At 66.1% G+C, this 24,057-nt stretch carries 24 protein-coding genes; 18 read left to right on the plus strand and 6 right to left on the minus strand.

Going from position 1 to position 24,057, the window contains the following annotated elements; translation table 11 throughout:
- Positions 1-126: 126 nt before the first annotated feature.
- Genes ACFOPI_RS21830 through ACFOPI_RS21840 form a run of 3 tightly spaced genes read right to left on the minus strand, consistent with a single transcriptional unit; the run spans position 127 to position 3,568 of the window.
- On the minus strand, positions 127-1,059 hold the full coding sequence (locus ACFOPI_RS21830; RefSeq protein WP_382178789.1) for an MBL fold metallo-hydrolase: 933 nt from the start codon (positions 1,057-1,059) through the stop codon (positions 127-129).
- A 12-nt stretch (positions 1,060-1,071) separates the two neighbouring features.
- Positions 1,072-2,784, minus strand: a complete 1,713-nt coding sequence (locus ACFOPI_RS21835) for an AMP-binding protein (protein WP_382178792.1) — start codon at positions 2,782-2,784, stop codon at positions 1,072-1,074.
- Positions 2,785-2,830: 46 nt separating this feature from the next.
- The gene (locus ACFOPI_RS21840) at positions 2,831-3,568 is read right to left on the minus strand and encodes an FFLEELY motif protein (protein ID WP_382178795.1); all 738 of its coding nucleotides are present in this window, start codon (positions 3,566-3,568) and stop codon (positions 2,831-2,833) included.
- A gap of 98 nt (positions 3,569-3,666) precedes the next feature.
- Between ACFOPI_RS21840 and ACFOPI_RS21845 the strand changes: the two genes are divergently transcribed.
- Positions 3,667-4,641, plus strand: a complete 975-nt coding sequence (locus ACFOPI_RS21845) for an esterase/lipase family protein (RefSeq protein WP_382178798.1) — start codon at positions 3,667-3,669, stop codon at positions 4,639-4,641.
- Here the strand turns inward: ACFOPI_RS21845 and hppD are convergent.
- Positions 4,631-5,752 (minus strand): 4-hydroxyphenylpyruvate dioxygenase, encoded by a 1,122-nt coding sequence (gene hppD, locus ACFOPI_RS21850; protein WP_382178801.1) that lies wholly within the window; start codon positions 5,750-5,752, stop codon positions 4,631-4,633. The genes ACFOPI_RS21845 and hppD overlap by 11 nt on opposite strands.
- Before the next feature lie 118 nt (positions 5,753-5,870).
- On the opposite strand from hppD, the gene ACFOPI_RS21855 reads away from it, so the two are divergent.
- The 9 genes from ACFOPI_RS21855 to ACFOPI_RS21895 all read left to right on the plus strand — a co-directional run bounded on the left by ACFOPI_RS21855 (position 5,871) and on the right by ACFOPI_RS21895 (position 15,325).
- Positions 5,871-6,344: an Lrp/AsnC family transcriptional regulator gene (locus tag ACFOPI_RS21855; protein ID WP_382178804.1), complete on the plus strand. Its 474-nt coding sequence runs from the start codon at positions 5,871-5,873 to the stop codon at positions 6,342-6,344.
- 76 nt (positions 6,345-6,420) lie between these two features.
- A complete protein-coding gene (locus ACFOPI_RS21860) occupies positions 6,421-7,098 on the plus strand; it encodes a GNAT family N-acetyltransferase (protein WP_382178806.1) in 678 nt (225 codons plus the stop codon).
- Between the two features lie 85 nt (positions 7,099-7,183).
- The gene (locus ACFOPI_RS21865; protein WP_382178809.1) at positions 7,184-8,050 is read left to right on the plus strand and encodes an HlyC/CorC family transporter; all 867 of its coding nucleotides are present in this window, start codon (positions 7,184-7,186) and stop codon (positions 8,048-8,050) included.
- 16 nt (positions 8,051-8,066) lie between these two features.
- Entirely contained in the window at positions 8,067-9,905 is a 1,839-nt protein-coding gene (lnt, locus tag ACFOPI_RS21870) for an apolipoprotein N-acyltransferase (protein ID WP_382178813.1), read from the plus strand.
- A 91-nt stretch (positions 9,906-9,996) separates the two neighbouring features.
- On the plus strand, positions 9,997-10,902 hold the full coding sequence (gene glyQ / locus ACFOPI_RS21875) for a glycine--tRNA ligase subunit alpha (protein WP_127806849.1): 906 nt from the start codon (positions 9,997-9,999) through the stop codon (positions 10,900-10,902).
- Between the two features lie 16 nt (positions 10,903-10,918).
- Positions 10,919-13,039, plus strand: coding sequence for a glycine--tRNA ligase subunit beta (glyS, locus tag ACFOPI_RS21880; protein ID WP_382178816.1), 2,121 nt, complete (start codon positions 10,919-10,921; stop codon positions 13,037-13,039).
- Between the two features lie 42 nt (positions 13,040-13,081).
- Positions 13,082-13,660, plus strand: coding sequence for a D-glycero-beta-D-manno-heptose 1,7-bisphosphate 7-phosphatase (gene gmhB / locus ACFOPI_RS21885; protein ID WP_382178818.1), 579 nt, complete (start codon positions 13,082-13,084; stop codon positions 13,658-13,660).
- A 22-nt stretch (positions 13,661-13,682) separates the two neighbouring features.
- Positions 13,683-14,423, plus strand: a complete 741-nt coding sequence (locus tag ACFOPI_RS21890; protein ID WP_382179805.1) for a lysophospholipid acyltransferase family protein — start codon at positions 13,683-13,685, stop codon at positions 14,421-14,423.
- 8 nt (positions 14,424-14,431) lie between these two features.
- Positions 14,432-15,325, plus strand: coding sequence for a M48 family metallopeptidase (locus tag ACFOPI_RS21895; protein WP_382178821.1), 894 nt, complete (start codon positions 14,432-14,434; stop codon positions 15,323-15,325).
- Positions 15,326-15,327: 2 nt separating this feature from the next.
- On the opposite strand, the gene ACFOPI_RS21900 is transcribed toward ACFOPI_RS21895, so the two are convergent.
- The gene (locus ACFOPI_RS21900; protein ID WP_382178824.1) at positions 15,328-16,413 is read right to left on the minus strand and encodes an MBL fold metallo-hydrolase; all 1,086 of its coding nucleotides are present in this window, start codon (positions 16,411-16,413) and stop codon (positions 15,328-15,330) included.
- A 118-nt stretch (positions 16,414-16,531) separates the two neighbouring features.
- Between ACFOPI_RS21900 and ACFOPI_RS21905 the strand changes: the two genes are divergently transcribed.
- Together ACFOPI_RS21905 and ACFOPI_RS21910 are read left to right on the plus strand one after the other, a co-directional pair.
- A complete protein-coding gene (locus tag ACFOPI_RS21905; protein WP_382178827.1) occupies positions 16,532-16,939 on the plus strand; it encodes a MerR family transcriptional regulator in 408 nt (135 codons plus the stop codon).
- 34 nt (positions 16,940-16,973) lie between these two features.
- A complete protein-coding gene (locus ACFOPI_RS21910; protein WP_382178830.1) occupies positions 16,974-17,333 on the plus strand; it encodes a DUF1304 domain-containing protein in 360 nt (119 codons plus the stop codon).
- Here the strand turns inward: ACFOPI_RS21910 and ACFOPI_RS21915 are convergent.
- Positions 17,323-17,775 (minus strand): VOC family protein, encoded by a 453-nt coding sequence (locus ACFOPI_RS21915; protein WP_382178833.1) that lies wholly within the window; start codon positions 17,773-17,775, stop codon positions 17,323-17,325. The genes ACFOPI_RS21910 and ACFOPI_RS21915 overlap by 11 nt on opposite strands.
- A gap of 65 nt (positions 17,776-17,840) precedes the next feature.
- On the opposite strand from ACFOPI_RS21915, the gene ACFOPI_RS21920 reads away from it, so the two are divergent.
- From ACFOPI_RS21920 to aceK, 6 genes are all read left to right on the plus strand, one after another.
- The gene (locus ACFOPI_RS21920) at positions 17,841-18,437 is read left to right on the plus strand and encodes a TetR/AcrR family transcriptional regulator (protein ID WP_382178836.1); all 597 of its coding nucleotides are present in this window, start codon (positions 17,841-17,843) and stop codon (positions 18,435-18,437) included.
- Between the two features lie 105 nt (positions 18,438-18,542).
- Positions 18,543-18,989 (plus strand): PaaI family thioesterase, encoded by a 447-nt coding sequence (locus ACFOPI_RS21925; protein WP_066155340.1) that lies wholly within the window; start codon positions 18,543-18,545, stop codon positions 18,987-18,989.
- A 36-nt stretch (positions 18,990-19,025) separates the two neighbouring features.
- A complete protein-coding gene (locus ACFOPI_RS21930) occupies positions 19,026-20,207 on the plus strand; it encodes an isovaleryl-CoA dehydrogenase (RefSeq protein ID WP_382178840.1) in 1,182 nt (393 codons plus the stop codon).
- A 128-nt stretch (positions 20,208-20,335) separates the two neighbouring features.
- Positions 20,336-21,493 (plus strand): ABC transporter substrate-binding protein, encoded by a 1,158-nt coding sequence (locus tag ACFOPI_RS21935; protein ID WP_382178843.1) that lies wholly within the window; start codon positions 20,336-20,338, stop codon positions 21,491-21,493.
- A 55-nt stretch (positions 21,494-21,548) separates the two neighbouring features.
- Entirely contained in the window at positions 21,549-22,205 is a 657-nt protein-coding gene (gene can, locus ACFOPI_RS21940) for a carbonate dehydratase (protein ID WP_382178846.1), read from the plus strand.
- Positions 22,206-22,219: 14 nt separating this feature from the next.
- The gene (aceK, locus tag ACFOPI_RS21945; protein ID WP_382178849.1) at positions 22,220-24,055 is read left to right on the plus strand and encodes a bifunctional isocitrate dehydrogenase kinase/phosphatase; all 1,836 of its coding nucleotides are present in this window, start codon (positions 22,220-22,222) and stop codon (positions 24,053-24,055) included.
- The last annotated feature ends 2 nt before the right edge of the window (positions 24,056-24,057 follow it).

Raw genomic sequence — 24,057 nt, forward strand, 5'->3', positions numbered from 1 at the left:
GCGCCGATGATAGTGCGGATTCCCGTGTGAAAGTAGGTCATCGTCAGGCTATTATTGAGAAGGCCCCAAGTAGAGATACTTGGGGCCTTTGTTTTTTCGCCGCCGGCAACAACATCGCTTGTCTCGCTAGAGATCAAAGATCATTTCACCTCTGCGCTCGACGGCACGGCTGCGTTCAAGATCTCGAATCAGTTCTTCAAGCCATCTTTCAGATGCGGGCGCTTCGGACGGTGCAGCCTTGGCGACATATGGTGTTTGCTGAATCCATTGAAGCAAGTCCTGAAATGTCACGCTCTTGCGTTCAAGCAGCTTGAACTTGATGAGCACTTTGTGTGCGTGTCTCAGATGCTGTTCGGGGAACTCGACGAAGCGCTGCAGGCGGCCTCTCGCTCGCTCTAACGCCAGTTGAACGTCATCAAATGCACTGCCGTGACCAGGGAGGATGACTGCCGGCGAAAGGTCCTCGATACAGTCCAATGTCTGGCCGACTTCTTCAAACGCGGACAGGCCTTCCAGTTCCGGGAACACCACACCAAAGCCGTTTTGCCAGAGCGCATCAGCAGAAATCAGAACGCCGTTGTCGGGTTGAAAGAGCACGATGGCGTGTGGATCGTGACCCTTGGCGCCGTGAATGTCCCAAGTCCAGTCCCCTAGGCGCAAACTGTCTCCAGGGCGAAGAACGCCGTCGAATGCAAAGCGAGGACACTCCTGTCCTGTGTCTGCATAGCTGAGTGCTTCGGTGTCCCACTGACGGACAGCTTCTGCCAACCCCGAGGGGATCAGCGTATGAACACCCGGATGATTCTGCTGAAGCGCGGCATTCCCTCCGCAGTGATCGCTGTGTAGGTGTGTGTTCAGCAGCAATTCAAGGCGACGTCCTTCAAGCCCCGCTTCCACCAGATCCACGGTCTGGTCGGCGTGGGTGCAATAGCCGGAGTCGATGAGCGCTGTCGGTCCGTTGGAGCCGGTGATCAGGATGTTGTTGGATGAGAGCCAACCACGTTCAAACAGCGTGGCACCAACACGGTTGAGGCGCGCACGGGCCATTGATGAAAGCATGAGGGTCCTGAGTCAGTTGCGCAGGGCGCGGCGGAGGATCTTGCCCACATTGCTCTTTGGGAGCTCATCGCGAAACTCGACGTATTTTGGTCGCTTGTACCCGGTGAGGTTGTCGTGGCAGAACCGGGTCACATCCTCTTCCCGGAGTGTGGGATCGCTGCGAACGACAAACACCTTGACCGCTTCGCCCTGCTTGGCGTCCGCGACGCCCACTGCAGCGCATTCGAGCACGCCGGGGCACATCGAGATCACATTCTCGAGTTCGCTTGGAAAAACGTTGAAACCGGACACCAGAATCATGTCCTTCTTGCGGTCGACGATGCGGGTGTACCCGCGTTCGTCCATCACGCCAATGTCGCCGGTGCGCATAAAGCCGTCGGCCGTGAAGGCATGTGCGGTTTCCTCGGACTGTCGGTAGTAGCCGCGCATCACGTTCGGGCCACGGATGCAGATCTCGCCGGACTCGCCGACCGGCAGGCTCGCACCAGCCTCGTCCTTGATCGCGACGTCGATGCCAGGCAAGGGCAGGCCAATGGTCCCACTGAACTGTCGACTGGTCACCGGGTTGTTGGTGCCGATGGCGCAGGTTTCGCTCATCCCCCAGCCTTCGGTCATGGCGCAGCCAGTGATGGCCATCCAGTGCCGGGCCGTACCCTCGGATGCTGCCATGCCACCGGCTTGCGACATCAGCAGGGAAGAAAAATCCAACTGCCGAAAGCGCGGGTTCTGCAGCAGCGCATTGAACAGTGTGTTGACCGCCGGTAAGAGATGAAACGGTCGCTTCGACAGCGTTTCGACAAACTTCGACACGTCGCGCGGATTGGGAACCAGGGTCATGTGTGCACCCCAGCGGATCGTCAGAAGTGACAAGGTCAGCGCAAAAATGTGATAGAGGGGCAAGGCAGCAATGCCGTTGATGTTGCGTACATCGCCGATTCGACCGAGCGCTGGGCGGAACCAGGCCTCAGCCTGCAGAGTGGCGGCAATGACATTCCTGTGCGTCAGCTCAGCGCCCTTGGACAGTCCCGTGGTGCCGCCCGTGTACTGCAGGAAGGCCGTGCTCTCGTGGTTGGCCTGGCTCGCACGAAGGGATAGCCCGCCGCCCTCATCCAGAGCCTGACGGAAGCTGACGATGGTGCGCCTACCGTTGACACCGTTCAACGCTAGCCGGTAGGGCTTGACCATCTTGGAAAGGTGCCGCACGGCGAAACTGATCCAGCGCCCGTACCAGAATCCCAGCATGTCACCCATGCTCGCAACGACCACGTGGCGGATGGGGGTGTGCTCGATGACCTCCTCCAGTGTGGCCGCAAAGTTCTCCAGGATCACAATGGCTTCGGCGCCGGAGTCCTTGAGCTGGTGTTCCAGTTCCCGAGCCGTGTAGAGCGGGTTGACGTTCACCACGGTGAACCCCGCGCGGATGATCGCGGTCATCGCGACCAGAAACTGCGGAATGTTGGGCAGCATCACCGCGACGCGCGCATCGCCCGGTAGGCCGCGGGCCTGCAGCCACGCGCCCAGTGCGGCGCTGTGCTCATCGAGCTCGCCGTACGTCATCCAGCGCTCCATGCAGACACTGACCGAGCGCTGGGCGTTCTTTTTCAGGGACTCTTCAAGCAGTGCGGCCAGAGACCGGTACTGTGAGGGATCGATGTCGTGCGGAACGCCTTCTGGATAGTGGGCCAGCCAGGGGCGCGAGGAGATTTCCGGGGTAGCGAGGTCCATCCGGCGATTCTGATGGTCCCTCTCCCGTCGGGCCTCAGGGCCAGCCCTAGGGCCGTGTCGCACAAAGCTCAGCGTCTAGCGCGGCAGCGCAAGCCGAGAGGTCTTCGCCGAAGAGCGCGTCAATCCAGCGCCGTTCGCGCGTCGAGATGATCGAAAGGAAGGGCCGGGCGTCCCCCAGTTCGGCGAACGCGGCGAAACCGGCTTCGAGAAAGTGCTGCAGATCGGACAGCCCCGCTGCCTGAGCGGGGCGCCGCATCATCTTGAGCATCATCAGCAAGGATTTGCTGCGCGTGAGCCGCTGCAGTTCGAGTCCCATGTGCCCGACCACGCCCAGCTGCCGCTCACGGGCCTCTCGCCGCCCGGTCGCCCGCCAGGCTTGTACGTAGCGCTTTGCGGGGGATACCTGCGGGTCCTGCGCCAGCCAATGCACCGCCATTGAGTGATCGAGGGTCTCGGTCAGCGCGTGCATTTCGGCCAGGTCCACCGACAACTCGGCCACTGCATCCGGGAACACCCGTTCGATGGCTCCGGCGATTCGCCCGAACTGGGCATCGCGCTGGCGAAAATCGTGGTCACCGTACAGCTCGTCCAGGAAAAAGCGTGCTGCGGATCCCTGCACCCGGTGTGCGAGCACATCGGCGTAAGTGCCCTGGAAGCGCTGGGCCTGAAGGCGTTTCACCTCAGAAACCGCCGTGTGGATTCCTTTGCTGCTGGCTTGAGTACGCAGCGCGTCGACAGTGGCCAGGTGGGCACGGATGCGGTCGGCGGCGGAGGCTTGCGGCATGGTCGTTTGAGTCTATCGCCGGCGCGCATGACGCCCTAGTGACCGGTCTCTAGGGGGAGGGAGATCGTTCAGAGGACGGCCATGACATAGTGCAGTCCATGCAGCACCCACACCCTTCCGGCATGGCGGCGACGACCTCGAGCTCGATATTGGCCCGTTTGCAACAACTCATCGTGTTCGCCACCGTGGGACTGGTCGCCGGCTGGGTTGCGTGGAGCTGGGGGCGTCCGGGCTGGGTGGTGGCCGCCGGGGGTGCGCTGCTGCTGTTCGGCTATGCGCTTGTGCTGGGGCTGGAGTTCTTCGCGGTAGCCCATGTGAACCGCCGTGATCCTGCGCCCCGGGCGACCATCCGGACGCTGATGAACGCCTGGTGGCGCGAAGTGCTGGTGGCGCCGCGCGTGTTTTCCTGGCGTCAGCCGTTTCGATGGCGCGGCCTGCCGGACAACGATGCCGGGACATTGGCGGGGCAGCCTGCTGTGGTCTTCGTGCATGGCTTCGTCTGTAACCGCGGCTTCTGGCTGCCGTGGATGCGAACGCTGCGCTCACGCGGACTGCCCTACACCAGTGTCAACCTGGAACCGGTGTTTGGCTCGATCGACGACTACATCCCCCTGATTGACGACGCCGTGCGACGCGCCCATGCGCTGACCGGCGTGGCGCCGGTGCTGGTGTGCCACAGCATGGGCGGGCTGGCGGTGCGCGCCTGGCGCGTCGCGACCCCCGACGCCGACACCTTGGCGCGTCACATCGTCACCATCGGTTCGCCGCACCACGGCACCTGGCTGGCGCAGTTCAGCCACGTGCCGAACGGGCGGCAGATGCGGCAGAACGGCCCCTGGCTACGGGCGCTGCGGCAGAGCGAGGCGCAGCGCTGGCCCACGGACGCCTACGCACCGTTCACCTGCTGGTACTCCAGCGCCGACAACATCGTGTTCCCGGCCTCGACGGCCACACTGCCCGGGGCCGACAACCGCTTCGTTCACGGCCAGCCGCATGTCGCGATGGCCTTTGCGGACGAGGTGATGGAAGGGACGCTGTCCCTTCCCGCGTTCCAGGGACGGCTCAGTCTTTGAGCACGCCGCGGCGCACCTGGTCCAGCTCCATGGTCTCGAACAGTGCCTTGAAGTTGCCCTCACCAAAGCCCTGGTTGCCCTTGCGCTGGATGAACTCGAAGAAGATGGGGCCCAGCTGGTTCTCGCTGAAGATCTGCAGCAGCAGTTCGCCCGGTGCGCCGTCGACCAGGATGTTGCGCGTCTTCAGCGCCTCGATGTCCTCGCCATGGTCCGGGATGCGCTTGGGCAGCAGCTCGTAGTAGGTCTCGCTGGTGTTGAGCAGCTTCAAGCCCTCCATCTGCAGCGCGTCCACCGTGTCGTAGAGATTGGTCGAGGCCAGCGCGATGTGCTGGATGCCCTCGCCCTGGTAGCGGTCCAGGTACTCCTGGATCTGGCCGGCCTTCTCGTTGCCTTCCTCGTTGATCGGGATGCGGATCTTGCCGCAGGGGCTGGTCATGGCCTTGCTCTTGATGCCGGTCTGCTGTCCTTCCAAGTCGAAGTAGCGCACCTCGCGGAAGTTGAACAGGCGTTCGTAAAAGCTGGCCCACTCGGCCATGCGGCCGCGGTGCACGTTGTGTGTCAGGTGGTCGATCACCGTCAGACCGTGGCCCACCGGGTTCAGCTCAGCGCCCGGCAGCGGGTAGAAGTCGACGTCGTAGAAGCCGATATTGCCGATGTCGCCTTCTTTCGCACCGTTCTTGCCGCGCCAGCGGTCGATGAAATAGATGATGGAGTCGCCGATGCCCTTGATGGCCGGGATGTTCAGTTCGCCCGGGCCGGCGGCGTTGGCGTAGCCCCAGGCACCGAGCGAGATGGCGCGCTCGTAGGCGGCTTTGGCGTCCTGCACGCGGAAGGCGATGGCGCACACGCTGGGACCGTGCAGGCGCGCGAAGCGCTGCGCGAAGCTGTCGGGCTCGGCGTTGATGATGAAGTTGATACCACCCTGGCGGTACAGCGTCACGTTCTTATGGCGGTGTTTTGCAATTGGCTTGAAGCCCATGCGCTCGAACAATGCACCCATGGCCGCCGGGTCCGGTGCGGCGTATTCGATGAATTCAAAACCGTCGGTGCCCATGGGGTTGTCCCAGGTGCTCAATGCGGTCGTGGTGGATGCGGGCAGGCTGGCGTTCATGGTGGTCTCCTGTGTGGTCGGGCTGAGTGCACCACTGTAGAAGCGCAGGGTCGCACGATGGCTGCGAAATGGGGCGCACCATTGGTCCAGATTGCAATAATCCTGCAGAATCAGATGTATGCAAGCACTGGACAAGCTCGATCGTCACATTCTGCGCAGCCTTCAGATTGATGGCCGCGCCACCTACGACCAGATCGCCGAGGCGGTGGGCCTCTCGCCCAGTGCCGTGCTGCGCCGTGTGCGGCGGCTGGAAGAGACTGGCGTGATCGCCCGTTACGTCGCGCTGGTCAGACCGGAGGCAGTGGGTCTCGGCCTGACCGCCTGGGTGAATGTGCGGCTGGAAAAACACAGCGGTGCGGCCAAGCGCAACCCCATGGACGAGTTCCGCGCCAGTGTCATGGGCTGGCCCGAGGTGGTGGAATGCGCTGCGCTGACCGGAGAGATGGATTTCCTGCTGCGCCTGGTGGTGGCCGACATGGCCGCCTACTCGCGCTTCATGATGGACGTGCTGCTGCGCCACCCGTCGGTGCAGGACTGCAAGACCAGTTTCGTGATGGACCGGGTCAAGAGCACCACCGCGCTGCCCGTGTGACGCCGTTCATCGGGTATTTCCCGGTTTAGAGACGTGCGACCTTGTCGATATAGGGAAAACCCTTAAATTCCACGCCATGTCGAACGACGCCACCGCCACCCCTGCACCCGAGCGCACGCCGTCAGCCAGCAGCGCTGCGGTGCCGATCCGCTCCATTGGGCGCTCCCATGCGGCCAGCATCCTGGCGCACCTGCTGGCGCTGGAACCTCACGACCGCTACCTCCGCTTCGGCTATGCCGCCAACGACGAACAGATCGCCCGTTACGTGGACAAGCTCAACTTCAGGCGCGACGAACTGTTCGGCATCTTCAACCGCAAGCTGGAGCTGATCGCCATGGCGCACCTGGCCTACTCGGTCGATCCGAGCTGCGCCAGCTGTGCCGAATTCGGCGTGTCGGTATCGAAGTCGGCGCGTGGTCGGGGCTATGGCAGCCGCCTGTTCGAGCGCGCCGTCATGCACGCGCGCAATGAAGGCGTGAACCAGCTGTTCATTCACGCGCTGTCCGAGAACACCGCCATGCTGCGCATCGCGCGCAAGGCGGGCGCGTCAATCGAGCGCGACGGCCCTGAGGCCGAGGCGCATCTGCGCCTGCCACCGGCCGATTTCGACTCCCGCGTCACCGAGCTCATCGACGAGCAACTGGCCCTGACCAACTACCAGCTCAAGGCCCAGGCCAAGAATTTCTGGGACGCGCTGGCGCTGCTGCAGGAAATCCGCCAGGGCGTACGCGACTCGCGCGACCGGATGAAGTGACCCCCTGCGCCGCTGACGCGGCGTCTGGCTGGTGTCACGGCCTTGCGGTATCCTTTGCCGCTGTTTCAACCACCCCCTCTCCCCAGTGGCCGACAACCCCCCCAGTACGGGGCCGCAGCGCAGCCTGCGGCATGAAGACAAACGTGGATTCCTGCAGAAGCTCGCGGAATTCATCCACCCCGGGCCCGACTCCAAGGACGAGCTGATCGAGACGCTCGCCGAGGCCGAGGACAACGACATCATCAATGCCGAGTCGCGCGTCATGCTCGAAGGCGTGATCCGCATCGCCGATATGAGCGCGGGCGACGTGATGGTGGCGGCCCCGCGCATGGACGTGCTCGACATCGACGCACCGTTCGACGAGCTTCTGCATCTGGTCATCGACACCGCGCACTCGCGTTTCCCGGTCTACGAGGGCGAGCGCGAGAACATCATCGGAATCCTGCTGGCCAAGGACCTGCTCAAGCTGCAGCGGGCGCCCGAACTCAACATCCGTGCCCTGTTGCGCCCGGCCACTTTCGTTCCCGAGAGCAAGGGGTTGAACGACCTGCTGCGCGAATTCCGCGGCAACCGCAACCACCTGGCCATCGTCATCGACGAGTTCGGCCGCGTGGCGGGCCTCATCACCATCGAAGACGTGCTCGAAGAGATCGTCGGCGAGATCGAGGACGAATTCGATGTGGCCGAGGACGACGGCGACATCTTCGCACTGGCCGACGGCACCTGGCGCGTCAGCGGCGACACGGCCATCGAGCGCATCAACGAGTCCTTCGGCCTCAAGCTGGCTGAAGACGGCTTCGACACCATCGGCGGTCTGATCGCACACACCATGGGCCATGTGCCCAAGCGCGGCGAGACGCACGAACTCGACAGCCTGCGCTTTGTCGTGCTGCACACCAAGGGCGGTGCGGTGAAGTGGTTCAAGGTGATGCCGGTGCCCGCCGGCGCCTGAACACCCCCTCCGGCCCATGCGCAGCCTGTTCGGCAACCTGCACACGCCCTCGAGTCTGTCCCCGTTGACGGGCCTGCCGCCCGGTCGCCCGGCGCGGGGCTCGGGCGTGTTCTGGTTTCTGGTCTGTGTGCTGGGCGGTGCCCTGCAAGCGGCCTCGCTCGCCTGGCCCTGGCCGGCCTGGGTGCCGCCCGGTGTGGTGGCCGGGGCACCGTCGGGCTGGCTGCAGATCGTCTCGCTGGCGCTGCTGGTGTTTGCGCTGCGCCACGCCCACCGCAACGGCCAAGGCTTCTGGCGCGGCTGGGTGTTCGCCTGGGTCTGGCTGGCCGGCAGCCTCTGGTGGCTGTATGTCTCGATGCACACCTACGGTGGCCTGGCCTCGTGGATGGCGGTGCTCGCCGTGGCGGCGCTGTCCGGCGCGCTGGCCCTGTTCTACGGGCTGGCGGCGTGGGCGCTGTGCGCCTGGGCGCCGCGGCCGCGCTGGCTGCAGGCGCTGCTGTTCGCAGCGCTCTGGACCCTGGCCGAGCTGGTGCGCGGTCGCTGGCTCACCGGTCTGCCCTGGGGGGCTGGCGGCTATGCGCAGGCGGACCTGATGGCTGCGTGGGCACCCTGGGTCGGGGTCTACGGCATGGGACTGATCGCGGCGCTGCTGGCCTACGCGCTGGCGCTGCTGGTGCCGGCCGTGTGGGGCGGGCTGCTGCGGTGGCTGTTCCCCAATCTGCGCCGGATCGGCGGCCGCCTTCAGGCCCCGGTGCGCCACTGGACCACGACCCTGGGCCAGGTGGGCGCGGGCGTTGTCGCCCTGGCCTTGTTGCTCAGCGTGGTGCTGGGTGAGCACTGGCGCGACGCCGGCCTGCGAGGAACGGGCGACGCGGGGCCGCTGCGCGTCTGGCTGCTGCAAGGCAACATCCCGCAGAACGAGAAGTTCGAGACCGGCACCGGCGTCGCCACGGCCCTGTCCTGGTACCCGGCACAGATCGCGGAGGCCGCGCGCGCGAAATTGGCGGGTGCCGGGCCGAACTTGGTGGTGGCGCCCGAGACGGCCGTGCCGGTGCTGCCGCAGCAGCTGGGGCCCGAGTTCTGGGAGCCGCTGTTCGGCGTGATCGAGACGTCGGCACCGGTAGGGTCGTCGGGCCTGGGCGTCATGGTCGGCATTCCGCTGGGTTCCATGGAGTCGGGCTACACCAACTCGGCCTGGGGGGTGTCGGCCGACATGCTCAAGGGACGCGAGGACGGCTTCCCGGGCGAGCGCTTCTACCGCTACAGCAAACACCACCTGGTGCCCTTTGGGGAATTCATCCCACCGCTGTTCCGCTGGTTCACCGACCTGATGCACATCCCGCTGGGCGACTTTGCACGCGGTGAGCTGGTGCAGCCGGGCTGGGACTGGGCGGGCCAGCGCGTGGCGCCCAACATCTGCTACGAGGATCTGTTCGGCGAAGAGCTCGCGGCCTCGTTCCGCGATCCGGCCGTGGCGCCCACGGTGCTGGTCAACCTCAGCAACATCGGCTGGTTCGGCGACACAGTGGCGATCGACCAGCACCTGCAGATCTCACGCCTGCGGGCCATGGAGCTGGGGCGCCCGATGCTGCGCGCCACCAACACCGGCGCCACCGCCGCTATCGACCACCGCGGCGTGGTGACCGCGCGTCTGCCGCGGCTGGTGCGCGACCGGCTGGAGGCCTCGGTGCAGGGCCGCACGGGCCTCACGCCCTACGCCGCCTGGGCCTCGCGCTGGGGGCAGGGGCCGGTCTGGGTGCTGTGCCTGGCGGTGGTGGCGCTCGCGCTGCTGGTGCGCCGCGTGGGGACGCGCCGGCCGGTGCTCGTGGGCGGCGGCGACGCGCAGGCCGGCCCGTAAAATCCAGGGTTTTGCGCGGCCCGCCGTTGGGGCTGCCGCCGCGCCACACACCGCATCACCTTGCCGACCGACCCGCCGTCGGCACCCGACCATGTTGACCTTCCAGCAAATCATCCTGACCCTGCAGTCCTACTGGGACAAACAGGGCTGCGCCCTGCTCCAGCCCTACGACATGGAAGTCGGCGCCGGCACCAGCCACACCGCCACGTTCCTTCGTGCGATCGGCCCCGAGCCCTGGAAAGCCGCCTACGTGCAGCCCAGCCGCCGACCCAAGGACGGCCGCTACGGCGAGAACCCGAACCGCCTGCAGCACTACTACCAGTACCAGGTGGTGCTCAAGCCCGCGCCGGCCAACATCCTGGAGCTGTACCTGGGTTCGCTCGAAGCCCTGGGCTTCGACCTGAAGAAGAACGACATCCGCTTTGTCGAGGACGACTGGGAGAACCCCACGCTGGGCGCCTGGGGCCTGGGCTGGGAGGTCTGGCTCAACGGCATGGAAGTCACGCAGTTCACCTACTTCCAGCAGGTCGGCGGCATCGACTGCAAGCCCGCCACCGGCGAGATCACCTACGGCCTGGAGCGCCTGGCCATGTACCTGCAGGGCGTGGACAACGTCTACAACCTCAAGTGGACCGAGACCATGAGCTATGGCGACGTCTACCTTCAGAACGAGAAGGAGCAGTCGGCCTACAACTTCGAGCACAGCGACGCCGACTTCCTGTTCACCGCCTTCAATGCGCACGAGAAGCAGGCCAAGCACCTGATGGAGCAGCAACTGGCGCTGCCGGCGTACGAACAAGTCCTGAAGTGCGCGCACAGCTTCAACCTGCTGGACGCACGGGGTGCCATCAGCGTGACCGAGCGCGCCGCCTACATCGGCCGCATCCGCAACCTCGCGCGCAGCGTGGCGCAGAGCTATTACGAAAGCCGCGAACGCCTGGGCTTCCCCATGGCGCCGCGCGAGTGGGTGGCGCAGATCGAGAAGAAGGCCGCCTGAGCGGGAGAACACAAGAATGACAACGAAGAACCTCCTCGTCGAACTGTTTGTGGAAGAGCTGCCGCCCAAAGCGCTCAAGAAGCTGGGTGATGCGTTTGCCGGCGTGCTGGCCGAACAACTCAAGACCCAGGGCCTGGCCGCTGCCGATGCGGTGGTGACGCCGTTCGCCTCGCCGCGCCGCCTGGCAGCACACGTGACCGGCGTCGCGGCCAAGGCCGCCGACAAGGCCGTGTCGCAGAAGCTCATGCCCGTCAGCGTCGGTCTGGACGCCAGCGGTGCGCCCACGCCCGCGTTGCTCAAGCGCCTGGCCGGGCTGGGCGCCGACGCCTCGGCCGTGGCCGGTCTCAAGCGGGCCATGGACGGCAAGGCCGAAGCCCTGTTCTTCGACAGCGTGCAACCGGGTGTCGAGTTGGCCGCTGGTCTGCAGAAGGCGCTGGATGAGGCCATTGCCAGGCTGCCGATCCCGAAGGTGATGAGCTACCAGCTCGAAACCGACTGCGAGCTGCCCGGCTGGAGCAGCGTGAACTTCGTGCGCCCGGCGCACGGCCTGGTGGCGCTGCACGGCGCCGACGTGGTGCCGGTCAAGGCCCTCGGCCTGAAAGCCGGTAACGTGACGCACGGCCACCGCTTCGAGGCCGCCATGGACCCGGTGCCGCTGGCCGACGCCGACAGCTATGCCGCGACGATGGCGAAGGATGGCGCGGTGATCGCCTCATTCGCCGAGCGCAAGGATGAAATCAAGCAGCAGCTGGCCGCTGCGGCCGCGAAGGTCGGTGGTGGTTGCCAACCCATCGACGACGACGCGCTGCTGGAAGAGGTGACGGCGCTGGTCGAGCGCCCGAACGTGCTCATCTGCGAGTTCGAGAAGCAGTTCCTCGATGTGCCGCAGGAGTGCCTGATCCTCACGATGAAGGCCAACCAGAAGTACTTCCCGCTGCTGGACGCCCAGGGCAAGCTGACCAACAAATTTCTCGTGGTCAGCAACATCCGCCCCGACGACGCGAGCGCGGTGATCGGCGGCAACGAGCGCGTGGTGCGCCCGCGCCTGGCCGACGCCAAGTTCTTCTTCGACCAGGACCGCAAGAAGACCCTGGAGAGCCGCGTGCCGGCCCTGGCCAAGGTGGTCTACCACAACAAGCTGGGCACGCAGGGCGAGCGCATGGAGCGCGTCTGCGCCATCGCCGAGACGATTGGCCTGCAGCTGGGTGGCCCCGAACTGGCGGCGCGTTCGCTGCTGGCCGCGCGCCTGGCCAAGACCGACCTGGTGACCGACATGGTGGGCGAGTTCCCCGAGCTGCAAGGCATCATGGGCGGCTACTACGCGCGCCACGACGGCCTGTCCGAAGACATCGCCTTCTCCATCGAAGACCACTACAAGCCGCGCTTCGCGGGCGACGAACTGCCGCGCACGCAGACGGGTGTGGTGGTGGCGCTGGCGGACAAGCTGGAAACCTTGGTCGGCATGTTCGGCATCGGCAACCTGCCTACTGGCGACAAGGACCCGTTCGCGCTGCGCCGCCACGCGCTGGGCGTGATCCGCATGCTGGTCGAGAAGGACCTGCCGCTGGAACTCTCCGCGCTGCTGTCGGGTGCGGCACCTGCCTTCGGCGACAAGATCACGGACGCCACGCCGGCCCTGACCGACTTCATCTACGACCGCCTCGCCGGCGGCCTGCGCGAGCAGGGCGCCAGCGCACAGGAGGTCGACGCCGTGCTGGCCCTGCGCCCGCAGCGCCTGGCCGACGTGGCCCAGCGCCTGCAGGCCGTGCGAGCCTTCGCCGCACTGCCCGAAGCTCCCGCACTCGCGGCTGCGAACAAGCGCATCGGCAACATCCTCAAGAAGTCCGAAGGCGAGGGCGCGGCGGTCAACCCGGCGCTGTTCGTGGAGGCCGCCGAGAAGGATCTGTACGCTGCCATGCAGGCCACCGTGCCCGCCGCCAACACGAAGTTCGACGCGGGCGACTACACCGCCAGCCTGCAGGCATTGGCTGCGCTGCGCACGCCGGTGGACGCCTTCTTTGACGGCGTGATGGTCAACGCGGAAGACCCGGCGCTCAAGGCCAACCGTCTGGGGCTGCTGAAGTCGCTGCACGAGGCGATGAACCGCGTCGCGGACCTGTCGCGTCTCGCGGCCTAAGCCCTACGATCTGGCCGTCCCGGAACCCCGAAGGAAGCCCGCATGAAACTGCTGATCCTCGACCGCGACGGCACGCTCAACCGCAGCCGCGACGACCACGTGGCATCGCCCGACGAATGGGAGGCGCTGCCCGGCGCGCTCGAGGCCGTGGCGCGGCTGAACCATGGCGGCTGGCGCGTGGTGCTGGCGACCAACCAGTCGGGCATCGGCCGCGGCCTGTTCGACATGGCCTCGCTCAACGCCATCCACGCCAAGATGCACCGCGCGCTGGCCGCGGTGGGCGGGCGGGTCGAGGCGATCTTCTTCTGCCCCCACGCGCCCGAGGACGCCTGCCACTGCCGAAAGCCCGAGCCCGGCCTGTTCGAGCAGGTGGCGGAGCGCTTCGGCATCCCACCCGCCGAGGTGCCGGTGGCGGGCAACGCGCTGCGCCACGTGCAGGCCGGGGCAGCGGCGGGCTGTCCGACCCACCTGCTGCTGACCGGCAAATCCGGACATCTGCGCCGGGAAGTCGGCGTACCCGACTCGGCGCTGGTGCCCGGGCTGCCAACCGGCACCCTGCTGCACGACGACCTGGGGGCCTTTGCCGACTGGCTGCTGGCGCAGCCGGCGGCCACTTCATGACTTTGATTGCTCCATGATCCTGATCAACTTCCTGCGTTCGGTGCTCCACATGCTGTTCATGGTGGTGACCGTGGTGCCCTGGGCGCTGGCGGTGGTGATTGCCGCACCTTTCCTCAACAGCACGCAGATCTACTGGATGTGCGCGCGCTGGCTCAAGCTCGCGGTGGACGGAGGCACGGTGATCCTGGGCATCCGCAACAAGGTCATCGGGTATGAGAACCTGCCGGTCGGCACCACCGCGCCAGCGGTGCTGCTGGTCAAACACCAGTCGCTGTGGGAAACCTTCAGCATGGCGGCGCTGATGCCGCACCCGCTGGCCTTCGTGTTCAAGAAGGAGTTGTTGAAGGTGCCGTTCTTCGGCTGGGCCATGGCGCGCATGGACATGATCCACATCGACCGCGCGGACGGCGCGCGCGCCTTTGTGAAGGTTGTGCAGCAAGGCCAGCGCCTGCTCGACCAGGGCACCTGGGTGATCATGTTTCCCGAGGGCACGCGCATCGCCCGCGGCGAAAAGGGTATCTACAAGACCGGCGGCACCCGCCTGGCGATCCGCACCGGCGCGCCGGTGATCCCAATCGCCGTGACCTCGGCCAAGTGCTGGCCGCGCAAGGCCTTCATCAAGAAGCCGGGCACGGTGGAGTTCTCGATCGGCAAGCCGATCCCCAGCCAGGGGCGCGAAGCCGACGAGCTGATGAAAGAGGTCGAGGACTGGATCGAGGGCGAGATGCATCGCCTTGATCCCGAGGCCTACGCCAAGGGCTGACCCGACCCATGCAGCGCTTCGTCCAGCTGGCGCTTGATTTCCTGACCGGACCCGATCCGGTGGTCCCGCCGCCGCAAACGATGGAACCGGCGCCGCGCGACGACGCGCCCCCGGCCGAGCCGATGTCGGCGGTGTTCCAGCCGGGGACCTGGCACCACCCGCGCGCCAACCGCCGCGTGCGGCTGGCCGGTTGCGAGGTGGGCTACGAATTCAAGCGCGGCAAGCGCCGCACCATCGGCCTGTCGGTCGGGCCGGACGGGCTGAGCGTGCGCGCGCCGCGCTGGACCACGGTCGGTGAGGTGGAGGCCTTCATCCAGGAAAAATCGGGCTGGGTGCTCGACAAGCTGCGCGCCTCGCGCGAGCGCGCCGGGGCGCTGGAGCGCGCGAGGACCATCTGGGCCGACGGCGCGGAGTTCGACTTCCTGGGGCAGCGGGTGCGGCTGGTGCTGGACTCGGCCCATGCGTTTGCAAAGGCTGGAGCGGCGCTGGAACCAGGCGAGGGGGATGCCCTGCCGGTGCTGCGGCTGGGGCTGGCCCGGACCGCGACCGAAGTCCAGATCCGAGACGCCGCGCAGGCCTGGCTGATGCGGCAGGCGCAGCAGGTGTTCAGCGAAAGCCTGGACCGTTTTGCGCCGCAGCTGGGCGTGTCGTACAGCAGGCTGCGGCTGTCCAGCGCCGGCACCCGCTGGGGCAGCGCCAGCGCCGACGGCACCATCCGCCTGAACTGGCGGCTGATCCACCTCAAGCCCGAGATGATCGACTACGTGGTGGTGCACGAGCTGAGTCATCTGCGCCACATGGACCACAGCCCGCAGTTCTGGGACGTGGTCGCCAGCGTGATGCCCGACCACCTGGACCGGCGCCAGGCGCTCAAGCGGGTGGCTGTGCCGCTGGGCGACTGAGGTCAGCCGGCCGCAAAGCGCCAGACGCCTTCGGCATCCCGCGCGCGCTGCAGCCTGCCCTGAAACCACAGCCGGTGCAGGTGCGCCACCGATTCGCCCAATGCAAAGGTGCTCTGGTGCAGGTCCAGCGGCCGGGGGAACAGCACCGGGATCATTTCCCAGGCGCTGTGCGGCTCGCGGGCGCAGGCCGCCATCACCTCGGCCAACCGCTCGTCGTGGTGCTCCTGCAGCTGCCGGATGCGCTCGTGCAGGCCGGTGAAGGGCTTGCCGTGCGAGGGCAGCACCAGCGTGTCATGGGGCAGGGGCAGGTAGCACAGCAACGAGTCGAGGAACAGCGCCAGCGGGTCGCTCTCGGGCTCGACGTCGTAGACGCTGACATTGGTGCTGATGCGCGGCAGCACCATGTCGCCGCTGATCAGCACGCCCAGTGCCCCGCTGTGCAGCGCCATGTGTTCGGGCGCGTGACCGTAGCCCGCGATGCAGCGCCAGCCGTGGCCGCCGATGGTCACCTCCTGCCCGTCCATCAGGCGCCGGAACTGGGCGGGCACACCGGGCACCAGGCCGGGGTAGTAGCCGGCGCGGGCGCGGATCTTCTCCAGGGCGTCGGCGTCGAGCAGGCCGTTGGCGCGGAAGAAAGCTGCTGCGCCGTCGCCACCGAAGCCCGTGGTGCTGCGCGAGCCGATGCGGGCCATGTGGTAGTCGGTGCCGCTGATCCAGAGCCGGCAATCGTGACCGGGCGTGCTCCAGCGCTCGCACAGCCACTGCGCCAGCCCGATGTGGTCCGGGTGCATGTGGGTGACGATCACGCGCAGCACCGGCAGGCCGTCGAGTTCATGCGCGAAGATCTGCTCCCACTGCGCTTTCGCCTCGTCGCGTGCGATGCAGGTGTCCACCACGGTCCAGCCCTCGCGGCCGTCCAGCCGGTCGCGCAGCAGCCAGAGGTTGATGTGGTCCAGCGCGAAGGGCAGGGTCATGCGGACCCACTTCACGCCGGGCGCCACGGCGATGGCGCCGCCGGACGGGGGCAGGGCATCGCCCAGCGGGTAGTGCAGACGGGCTTCGAGCGCGTCCCTGGAGGGTGGGGTCACGGGTGTTTCCTGAAAAGCTTCCGTTAAACTGACGTTGACGTAAACGTCAAGATGCGAGGCATTCTAGGGAGCGATCCCCGCCGCCGCTGTCCGAAAGCCGACACCCCCTGCGACCACCATGGCGACCAACCCGACCTACTCCATCAGCGACCTCGCGCGCGAGTTCGACCTGACCACGCGCGCCATCCGCTTCTACGAAGACATGGGGCTGCTGCAGCCGCAGCGCGAAGGGCCGGGCGGCCGCAACCGGGTCTACAGCGCGCGCGACCGCACCCGTCTGAAACTTACGCTGCGCGCCAAGCGACTGGGGCTCTCGCTGACCGAGGCCAAGGACATCATCGACATGTACGACAGCCCGCGCGACACCGGGCCGCAGCTGCGCAAGTTCCTCACCGTGCTGGCTGACCACAAGCGCCAGCTCGAAGAGCAGCTGGCCGACCTGGTGGCCAACCTCGACGAGGTCAAGGTGCACGAGAAAGAGGCGCGGGCGCTGCTGGCCAAGGTGGAGAAGGCCGACAAGGCCTAGACTCGGCGGCTCCATCTGTTGCCGGAGTCGCTTCATGAGCCTCGTTGCCACCGCCATCATCGCCCTGCTGGCGCTGATCCACGTCTACATCCTGGTGCTGGAGATGTTCCTCTGGGACACGCCCAAGGGCCGCAAGGCCTTTGGCCTGACGCCGGAGTTTTCGGCCGCGAGCAAGGTGCTGGCGGCCAACCAGGGGCTGTACAACGGCTTTCTTGCGGCCGGCCTGTTCTGGGGGCTCTCGCTGGGCGACGAGGGCTTCGGCGTGAAGGTCTTCTTCCTCGCCTGCATTCTGGTGGCCGGCCTGTACGGCGCGGCCACCTCCAGCCGCAAGATCCTGTTTGTCCAGGCCGTGCCGGCGACGCTGGGGCTGATCGCGCTCTGGTTCAGCCGCTGAGTCCGGAGGCCGGTGGGGCCGCCGCCGCGCCGTCGGCGTACTGCGCCAGGAATTCGGGGCTCGGCGGGATCGGCTGGATCACGTCGATCAACACCCCGTTGGGATCGCGCACGATGAAGTGCCGCTGGCCGAAGGCCTCGTCGCGCAGGACCAGCTGCACGTCGAGCCCCGCGGACTGTGCGCGGGCGTATTCGGCATCGACGTCGGCCACCTCGAAGTTCAACAGCAGCCCGCCGGCCCGGCCACCACGTGCGCCCGCCGGGATGCTGCCGTGGTCGCCGTCGAGGATGGCGAGATTGACCGAGGGATCGTCGGCCGACTGCAGGTGCACGTACCAGTCGCTGCTGAACTGGCGCACAAAACGGAAATGCCGTTCATAGAACTGTGCCGTCGGTTCGACGCGGTCGGTCATGAGCACGGGGTAGTACTGGGTGATCTTCATGTCGCTGCTCCGGTTAGATACATACAATCTGCATGTATCTTCAATCTAACATACAGGCTGTATGTATGCAAAGACCCGCTGCTGCCGTTCGTCGCTCGCAGGCCGAGCGCACCGACACCACCCGTGCGGCCCTGCTGGCTGCGGCGCGCGAACTGTTTGTCAGCCGCGGCTACGCCGCCACGGGCACGCCGGACATCGTGGCGGCCGCCGGGCTGACGCGGGGGGCGCTCTACCACCACTTCGCCGACAAGACGGCGCTGTTCCTGGCGGTCGCCGAGCAGCTGGCGCAGGAGGTGGCGGACGATGTGGCTCGGGGCTCGGCCCACCACGAGCGCCCCATCGACGCACTGCTGGCGGGGGCGGAGGCCTATTTCTCCTCCATGGGGCAACCGGGCCGCGCCCGGCTGCTTTTGGTGGAGGCGCCCTCCGTGCTGTCGCCCGCGCAGGTGATGGCGCTGAGTGAGCGCGCCGGCGCGCTCGCCCTGAAGGAGGGGCTGAACCAGTTGCTCGGCGCGGCCCGTGAACCGGTGCCGCTGCACGAGCTGACCGTGTTGCTCTCCGCCGCATTCGACCGGGCGGCACTGGCCATCGCGCAGGGTGAGGCGCCCGGTCCTTACCGCGAAGCGTTCCGGCGGCTCTTCAACGGGCTGGCCCGGGGCTGACATCGTCCGAAGAACGCCTGCACTGCCCGTGTGGCCACCGCGGGCTTGCCGCCTTCCGGTGGTGTCGGTCATAATTGACGTTTACGTAAACGTAAATCAAAAACCATGAGCGAGACAACACCCGACCATGAGGCCCTGCGCCAGCGCGTACAGACCAGTCTGGACCGCCAGGGAATGATGCGGCAGCTGGGCGTGCGCCTGCTGGCCGTGGCGCCGGGCATGGTGACGCTGGCCCTGCCGTACTCCGACCGCGTGACGCAGCAGCAGGGCGGCTTCCATGGCGGCGCCATGGGCGCGCTGGCCGACATCGCGGGTGGCTACGCGGCCCTGACCGTGGCGCCCGAGGGCATGGAAGTCACGACCGTGGAATACAAGATCAACTTCCTCGCGGCCTTCCAGGGCGGCGAGCTGCAGGCCACCGGCCGCGTCGTGCGCGGCGGCAAACGCATCATCGTCACCACCGCCGAGGTGGTGCACGTGGCCCCCGACGGTCAGCGGACCGACTGCGCCGTGATGCAGCAGACCCTGGTGCCCGTGCCCAAGACCTACTGACCCCCTCAACGCATCTAACGTCCCACGGAGACCCTCATGACCAACCTGCCCGGCCTCAATTTCCAGCTCGGAGAAGACATCGACGCCCTGCGCGACGCGGTGCGCGACTTCGCACAGGCCGAGATCGCCCCGCGCGCGGCCGAGATCGACCGCAGCGACCAGTTCCCCATGGACTGCTGGCGCAAGATGGGCGAGCTGGGCGTGCTGGGCATCACCGTGCCCGAGCAGTACGGCGGCGCCAACATGGGCTACCTGGCCCACATGGTGGCCATGGAGGAAATCAGCCGCGCCAGCGCTTCGGTGGGCCTCTCCTACGGCGCGCACAGCAACCTGTGCGTGAACCAGATCAACCGCAATGGCACCGACGCGCAGAAGGCCAAGTACCTGCCGAAGCTGATCAGCGGCGAGCACGTGGGGGCGCTGGCCATGAGCGAGCCGGGTGCCGGTTCCGACGTCATCAGCATGAAGCTCAAGGCCGAGGACAAGGGCGGCTACTACCTGCTCAACGGCAGCAAGATGTGGATCACCAACGGCCCGGATGCCGACACCCTGGTGGTCTACGCCAAGACCGAACCGGAGATGGGCGCACGTGGCGTCACCGCCTTCCTGATCGAGAAGGGCATGAAGGGCTTTTCCATCGCGCAGAAGCTCGACAAGCTGGGCATGCGCGGCAGCCACACGGGCGAGCTGGTGTTCCAGGACGTCGAGGTACCGGCCGAGAACATCCTGGGCGGCCTGAACAATGGTGCCAAGGTGCTGATGAGCGGGCTGGACTACGAACGCGCGGTGCTGACCGGCGGGCCGCTGGGCATCATGCAGTCGGTCATGGACAACGTGATCCCCTACATCCACGACCGCAAGCAGTTCGGCCAGAGCATCGGCGAGTTCCAGCTGATCCAGGGCAAGGTGGCCGACATGTACACCGTGCTGCAGGCCGCGCGCAGCTTCGCCTACACCGTGGCCAAGAACCTCGATTTGCTGGGCACCGAGCACGTGCGCCAGGTGCGCAAAGACTGCGCCTCGGTCATCCTCTGGACCGCCGAGAAGGCGACCTGGATGGCGGGCGAGGGCGTGCAGATCTACGGTGGCAACGGCTACATCAACGAGTACCCGCTGGGTCGCCTGTGGCGCGACGCCAAGCTGTACGAGATCGGTGCCGGCACGTCGGAGATCCGCCGCATGCTGATCGGCCGCGAGCTGTTCGCCGAAACCTGCTGAGCTGTTTGGCCGTTCGGTTGAAAGTTCTATCCATTCGGCGGGTTTGATGTTGTTATTTAAGGGTTAACCCTTGGTTTTCGCTACGATTCCTCCACAAGGGTGCCGTCGGCACCCAGATGGAGATTTTTTTGTCGATCGAAAACGGTCGTCCGCTGAATGCCGGACGACGCAAAACCCTTGGCTGGATGGCCGCGTGTGCGACAACGACCGCATGGCCTATAAACGCTTTGGCCAACAATCCCCTGGTGGTCGGTCAGGTGGCCCCCTTCAGTGGACCGCAGGCGGTGTCCGGCAAGGCCATTCACGCGGGGATCAAGCTGTGCTTCGAGGCTGTGAACGCGCGTGGTGGTATCAATGGACGCCCCCTGAAACTGGTGACTCGCGACGACGGGCAGAAACCGGAAGAAACCGTGCGGCTGACCAGGGAGCTGATCGCCGCCGAATCCCCGGTGGCCTTGATGGGCACCATCGGCACGGCCAATCTGGAGGCTCTGCACAAGGACGGCGTGTTGCAGTCGGCGCGACTGTCGGTGGTGGGGGCGAGTTCTGGGGCCAACAGCATCGTGCAGGCGTCCAACATCCACGTTGTGAAGGCCAGCTACCACGACGAAGTCGGACACCTGTTCAAGCAACTGTCCACCAACGGGCTCACGCGTGTTGGTTTGATGTTCCAGGACGACACCTTCGGTCAAGACGTGATTGCCGGTGCGGAGGCTGCCGCTCGGAAGCATGGCATCGACATCGCGGCGCGCAGTGGTTATGCACGCAACACGGTTGCTGTGGAGAGGGCGGTCTCGGAGCTCGTGGCTGCGAATGTTCAGGCGGTGTTGCTGGCCGCGACCACGGCTCCAGCCATTGCATTTGTTCGCCAGTACAAGGCAGCTGGTGGCAAGGGCACGCTGTACGGCCTCTCGGTGATCGATACAGACGCGGTGCTCGGCGAGTTGGGGCCAGACCGTGCCAGGGGCTATGCCTTTTCGGTGGTGACGCCGCTCGCCCAGAGCACCACCTTGTCGGTGGTTCGGGAGTATCAGCAGCTCAAGGCCGCCAGCAAGGATGCCGACATCCGCTCCCGCTCGATGGAGGGCTTTATCGCGGCGAAGGCACTGGTCCGGGTGCTGCAAGGCATCGGAGATCCGACACCGGGTCGCGTGACGGATGCTCTGAATGCGGCCCGGTCGGTGGATGTTGGCGGCTTTGTGCTCGACTTCAGCGACAACAAGCGTGCGGCGTCGAGCTATGTGGACTTCGCCATGTTCGGGGCGGGCGGGCGCATTTTTCAGTAGGCGATCGCTTCGCGAACAGGGTGGCGTGCGAAGCGGTGATGGGTAACATCGCCGCATGAGTACATCCATCCAGACCCTCATCGAGAACAACCGCCGCTGGGCCGCCGAAACCGAGCGCCTGCGCCCTGGCTATTTCCAGGAGCTGGCGCAGCAGCAGACCCCCAAGTATTTGTGGATCGGCTGCTCCGACAGCCGCGTGCCGGCCAACCAGATCACGGGTCTGGAGCCGGGCGAGGTGTTCGTGCACCGCAACGTGGCCAACGTGGTGGTGCACTCCGACCTCAACGCGCTCTCGGTGATCCAGTTCGCTGTCGAGTACCTCAAGGTCGAGCACATCCTCGTGGTGGGGCACTACGGCTGCGGCGGTGTGCTGGCCACGCTGCGTGGCGCGCGTGTGGGCCTGGCCGACAACTGGCTGCGCCATGTGCACGACGTGAAGATGCGCCACCGCAAGCGCCTGGACCACCTGCCCGTGGCGGTGCAGGAAGACGTGCTGTGCGAGATGAACGTGATCGAGCAGGTGGGCAATGTGGCGCTGACGAACGTGCTGCAGGACGCCTGGGCGCGCGGCCAGAACGTGTCGGTGCACGGCTGGTGCTACGGCCTCAAGGACGGTCTGGTCAAGGACCTGGGCGTGAGCATGAGCAATCGTGAGGAGGTCATGCCCATCTTCCGCTCGGCGCTCAAGCGATACCCGCGCGCCGAAACCTGAGGCGCCTGCAGGCCATGTTCCCCCAGCGGCTGGACTCGACCGTGGCCTACGACATCGCGAAAGCGATGATGGACGGGTTCAACCGCCACTACCGCCTGTTCCGCGCTGAGTCCGCGCGCGCCAAGCACCGCTTCGAGTCGCGCGACTGGCCGGCCCAGCAGCGGGCGCAGCGCGACCGCATCGAGTTCTACGACTTGCGGGTGCGCGAGTGCCTGCAGCGCCTGGTCAAGGAGTTCAAGGCCGACCAACAGCCCATGGCGGTGTGGGAACAGGTCAAGCTGCACTACATCGGCCTGCTGGTGAACCATCACCAGCCCGAACTGGCCGAGACCTTCTTCAACTCGGTCACGACCAAGATCCTCAAGCGCGCCTACTTCCAGAACGACTTCATCTTCGTGCGGCCTGCGGTGTCCACCGAGTACATCGAGAACGACGAGCCGAAGGCGCTGCCCACCTACCGCAGCTACTACCCGACGCACGAGACCATGCGCGCCGAGGTGCGCCGCATGATCGAGGACTTCGACCTGCGCGTGCCCTTTGACGACCTCGGGCGCGACGCCGGCCTGGTGCTCGAAGCCATGCGCCAGCGCTTCGACCACTACAAGCTGCGCGCCAATTTCCAGATCCAGGCGCTGTCGGGCCTGTTCTATCGGAACAAGGGCGCCTACGTGGTCGGTCGGATCATCAACGGCTTCCAGGAGGTGCCGTTCGCGCTGCCGATCCTGCACGACCACAACGGCCGCCTGGTGATCGACGCCGCGCTGTTCGGCGAAGACGACCTGCTGATGCTGTTCAGCTTCGCGCGCGCCTACTTCATGGTCGACATGGAGGTGCCCAGCGCCTATGTGCAGTTTCTGCGCAGCCTGATGCCGCGCAAGCCGCGCGCCGAGTTCTACAACGCATTGGGCCTGGCCAAGCAGGGCAAGACCCTGTTCTACCGCGACTTCCTGGCCCACATGCGGCACAGCACGGACCAGTTCCGCATCGCGCCTGGCATCAAGGGCATGGTGATGCTGGTGTTCGACTTGCCGAGCTTTCCCTTCGTGTTCAAGGTCATCAAGGACTTCTACCCGGCGCAGAAGGACACCACGCGCGAACAGATCCGCGGCAAGTACCTGCTGGTGAAACAGCACGACCGCGTGGGGCGCATGGCCGACACGCTGGAGTTTTCCGAGGTCGGCTTCCCGCGCGACCGCTTCACCGACGAGCTGATCGCCGAGATCCAGAAATTCGCGCCCAGCCAGCTGGAGATCAGCGACCGCGACGGCGACGGCACCACCGAGGTCATCCTCAAGCACTGCTACATCGAGCGGCGCATGATCCCGCTCAACATCTACCTGCAGGAAGCCTTCGACGTATTGCAGACGCCTGACGTCCAGGATGTCTCTTTGCGGCGCGCGCGCGAACAGATCACCCGGGCCGTGGTTGAGTACGGCAACGCCATCAAGGACCTGGTGGCCGCCAACATCTTCCCGGGCGACATGCTGTGGAAGAACTTCGGCATCACGCGCCACGGCAAGGTGGTGTTCTACGACTACGACGAGATCGAGTACATCACCGACTGCAATTTCCGCCGCGTGCCGCCACCGCGCAACGAGGAAGACGAAATGTCGGGCGAGGTCTGGTATTCGGTCGGCCCGCACGACGTCTTCCCCGAGACCTTCGGACCCTTCCTGCTGGGCAACCCGCTGGTGCGCGAAGACTTCATGAAGCACCACGCCGACCTGCTGGACCCGGCGTTCTGGCAGGCACACAAGGAACGCATCGCCGCCGGACACGTCTACGACGTGTTCCCCTACGAACGTGCCCGGCGTTTCCGCGCGCAGGCGCACAAAGAGCTTCTGGACTGACT

Source organism: Hydrogenophaga luteola (assembly GCF_042648585.1).
Lineage (GTDB): Bacteria > Pseudomonadota > Gammaproteobacteria > Burkholderiales > Burkholderiaceae_C > Hydrogenophaga > Hydrogenophaga luteola.

Coding starts and splice junctions, on each gene's coding strand:
- ACFOPI_RS21830 (WP_382178789.1), bottom strand. CDS start 1,059: ATGCTTTCATCAATGGCCCGTGCGCGCCTCAACCGTGTTGGTGCCACG.
- ACFOPI_RS21835 (WP_382178792.1), bottom strand. CDS start 2,784: ATGGACCTCGCTACCCCGGAAATCTCCTCGCGCCCCTGGCTGGCCCAC.
- ACFOPI_RS21840 (WP_382178795.1), bottom strand. CDS start 3,568: ATGCCGCAAGCCTCCGCCGCCGACCGCATCCGTGCCCACCTGGCCACT.
- ACFOPI_RS21845 (WP_382178798.1), top strand. CDS start 3,667: ATGCAGCACCCACACCCTTCCGGCATGGCGGCGACGACCTCGAGCTCG.
- hppD (WP_382178801.1), bottom strand. CDS start 5,752: ATGAACGCCAGCCTGCCCGCATCCACCACGACCGCATTGAGCACCTGG.
- ACFOPI_RS21855 (WP_382178804.1), top strand. CDS start 5,871: ATGCAAGCACTGGACAAGCTCGATCGTCACATTCTGCGCAGCCTTCAG.
- ACFOPI_RS21860 (WP_382178806.1), top strand. CDS start 6,421: ATGTCGAACGACGCCACCGCCACCCCTGCACCCGAGCGCACGCCGTCA.
- lnt (WP_382178813.1), top strand. CDS start 8,067: ATGCGCAGCCTGTTCGGCAACCTGCACACGCCCTCGAGTCTGTCCCCG.
- glyQ (WP_127806849.1), top strand. CDS start 9,997: ATGTTGACCTTCCAGCAAATCATCCTGACCCTGCAGTCCTACTGGGAC.
- glyS (WP_382178816.1), top strand. CDS start 10,919: ATGACAACGAAGAACCTCCTCGTCGAACTGTTTGTGGAAGAGCTGCCG.
- gmhB (WP_382178818.1), top strand. CDS start 13,082: ATGAAACTGCTGATCCTCGACCGCGACGGCACGCTCAACCGCAGCCGC.
- ACFOPI_RS21895 (WP_382178821.1), top strand. CDS start 14,432: ATGCAGCGCTTCGTCCAGCTGGCGCTTGATTTCCTGACCGGACCCGAT.
- ACFOPI_RS21905 (WP_382178827.1), top strand. CDS start 16,532: ATGGCGACCAACCCGACCTACTCCATCAGCGACCTCGCGCGCGAGTTC.
- ACFOPI_RS21910 (WP_382178830.1), top strand. CDS start 16,974: ATGAGCCTCGTTGCCACCGCCATCATCGCCCTGCTGGCGCTGATCCAC.
- ACFOPI_RS21915 (WP_382178833.1), bottom strand. CDS start 17,775: ATGAAGATCACCCAGTACTACCCCGTGCTCATGACCGACCGCGTCGAA.
- ACFOPI_RS21920 (WP_382178836.1), top strand. CDS start 17,841: ATGCAAAGACCCGCTGCTGCCGTTCGTCGCTCGCAGGCCGAGCGCACC.
- ACFOPI_RS21925 (WP_066155340.1), top strand. CDS start 18,543: ATGAGCGAGACAACACCCGACCATGAGGCCCTGCGCCAGCGCGTACAG.
- ACFOPI_RS21930 (WP_382178840.1), top strand. CDS start 19,026: ATGACCAACCTGCCCGGCCTCAATTTCCAGCTCGGAGAAGACATCGAC.
- can (WP_382178846.1), top strand. CDS start 21,549: ATGAGTACATCCATCCAGACCCTCATCGAGAACAACCGCCGCTGGGCC.
- aceK (WP_382178849.1), top strand. CDS start 22,220: ATGTTCCCCCAGCGGCTGGACTCGACCGTGGCCTACGACATCGCGAAA.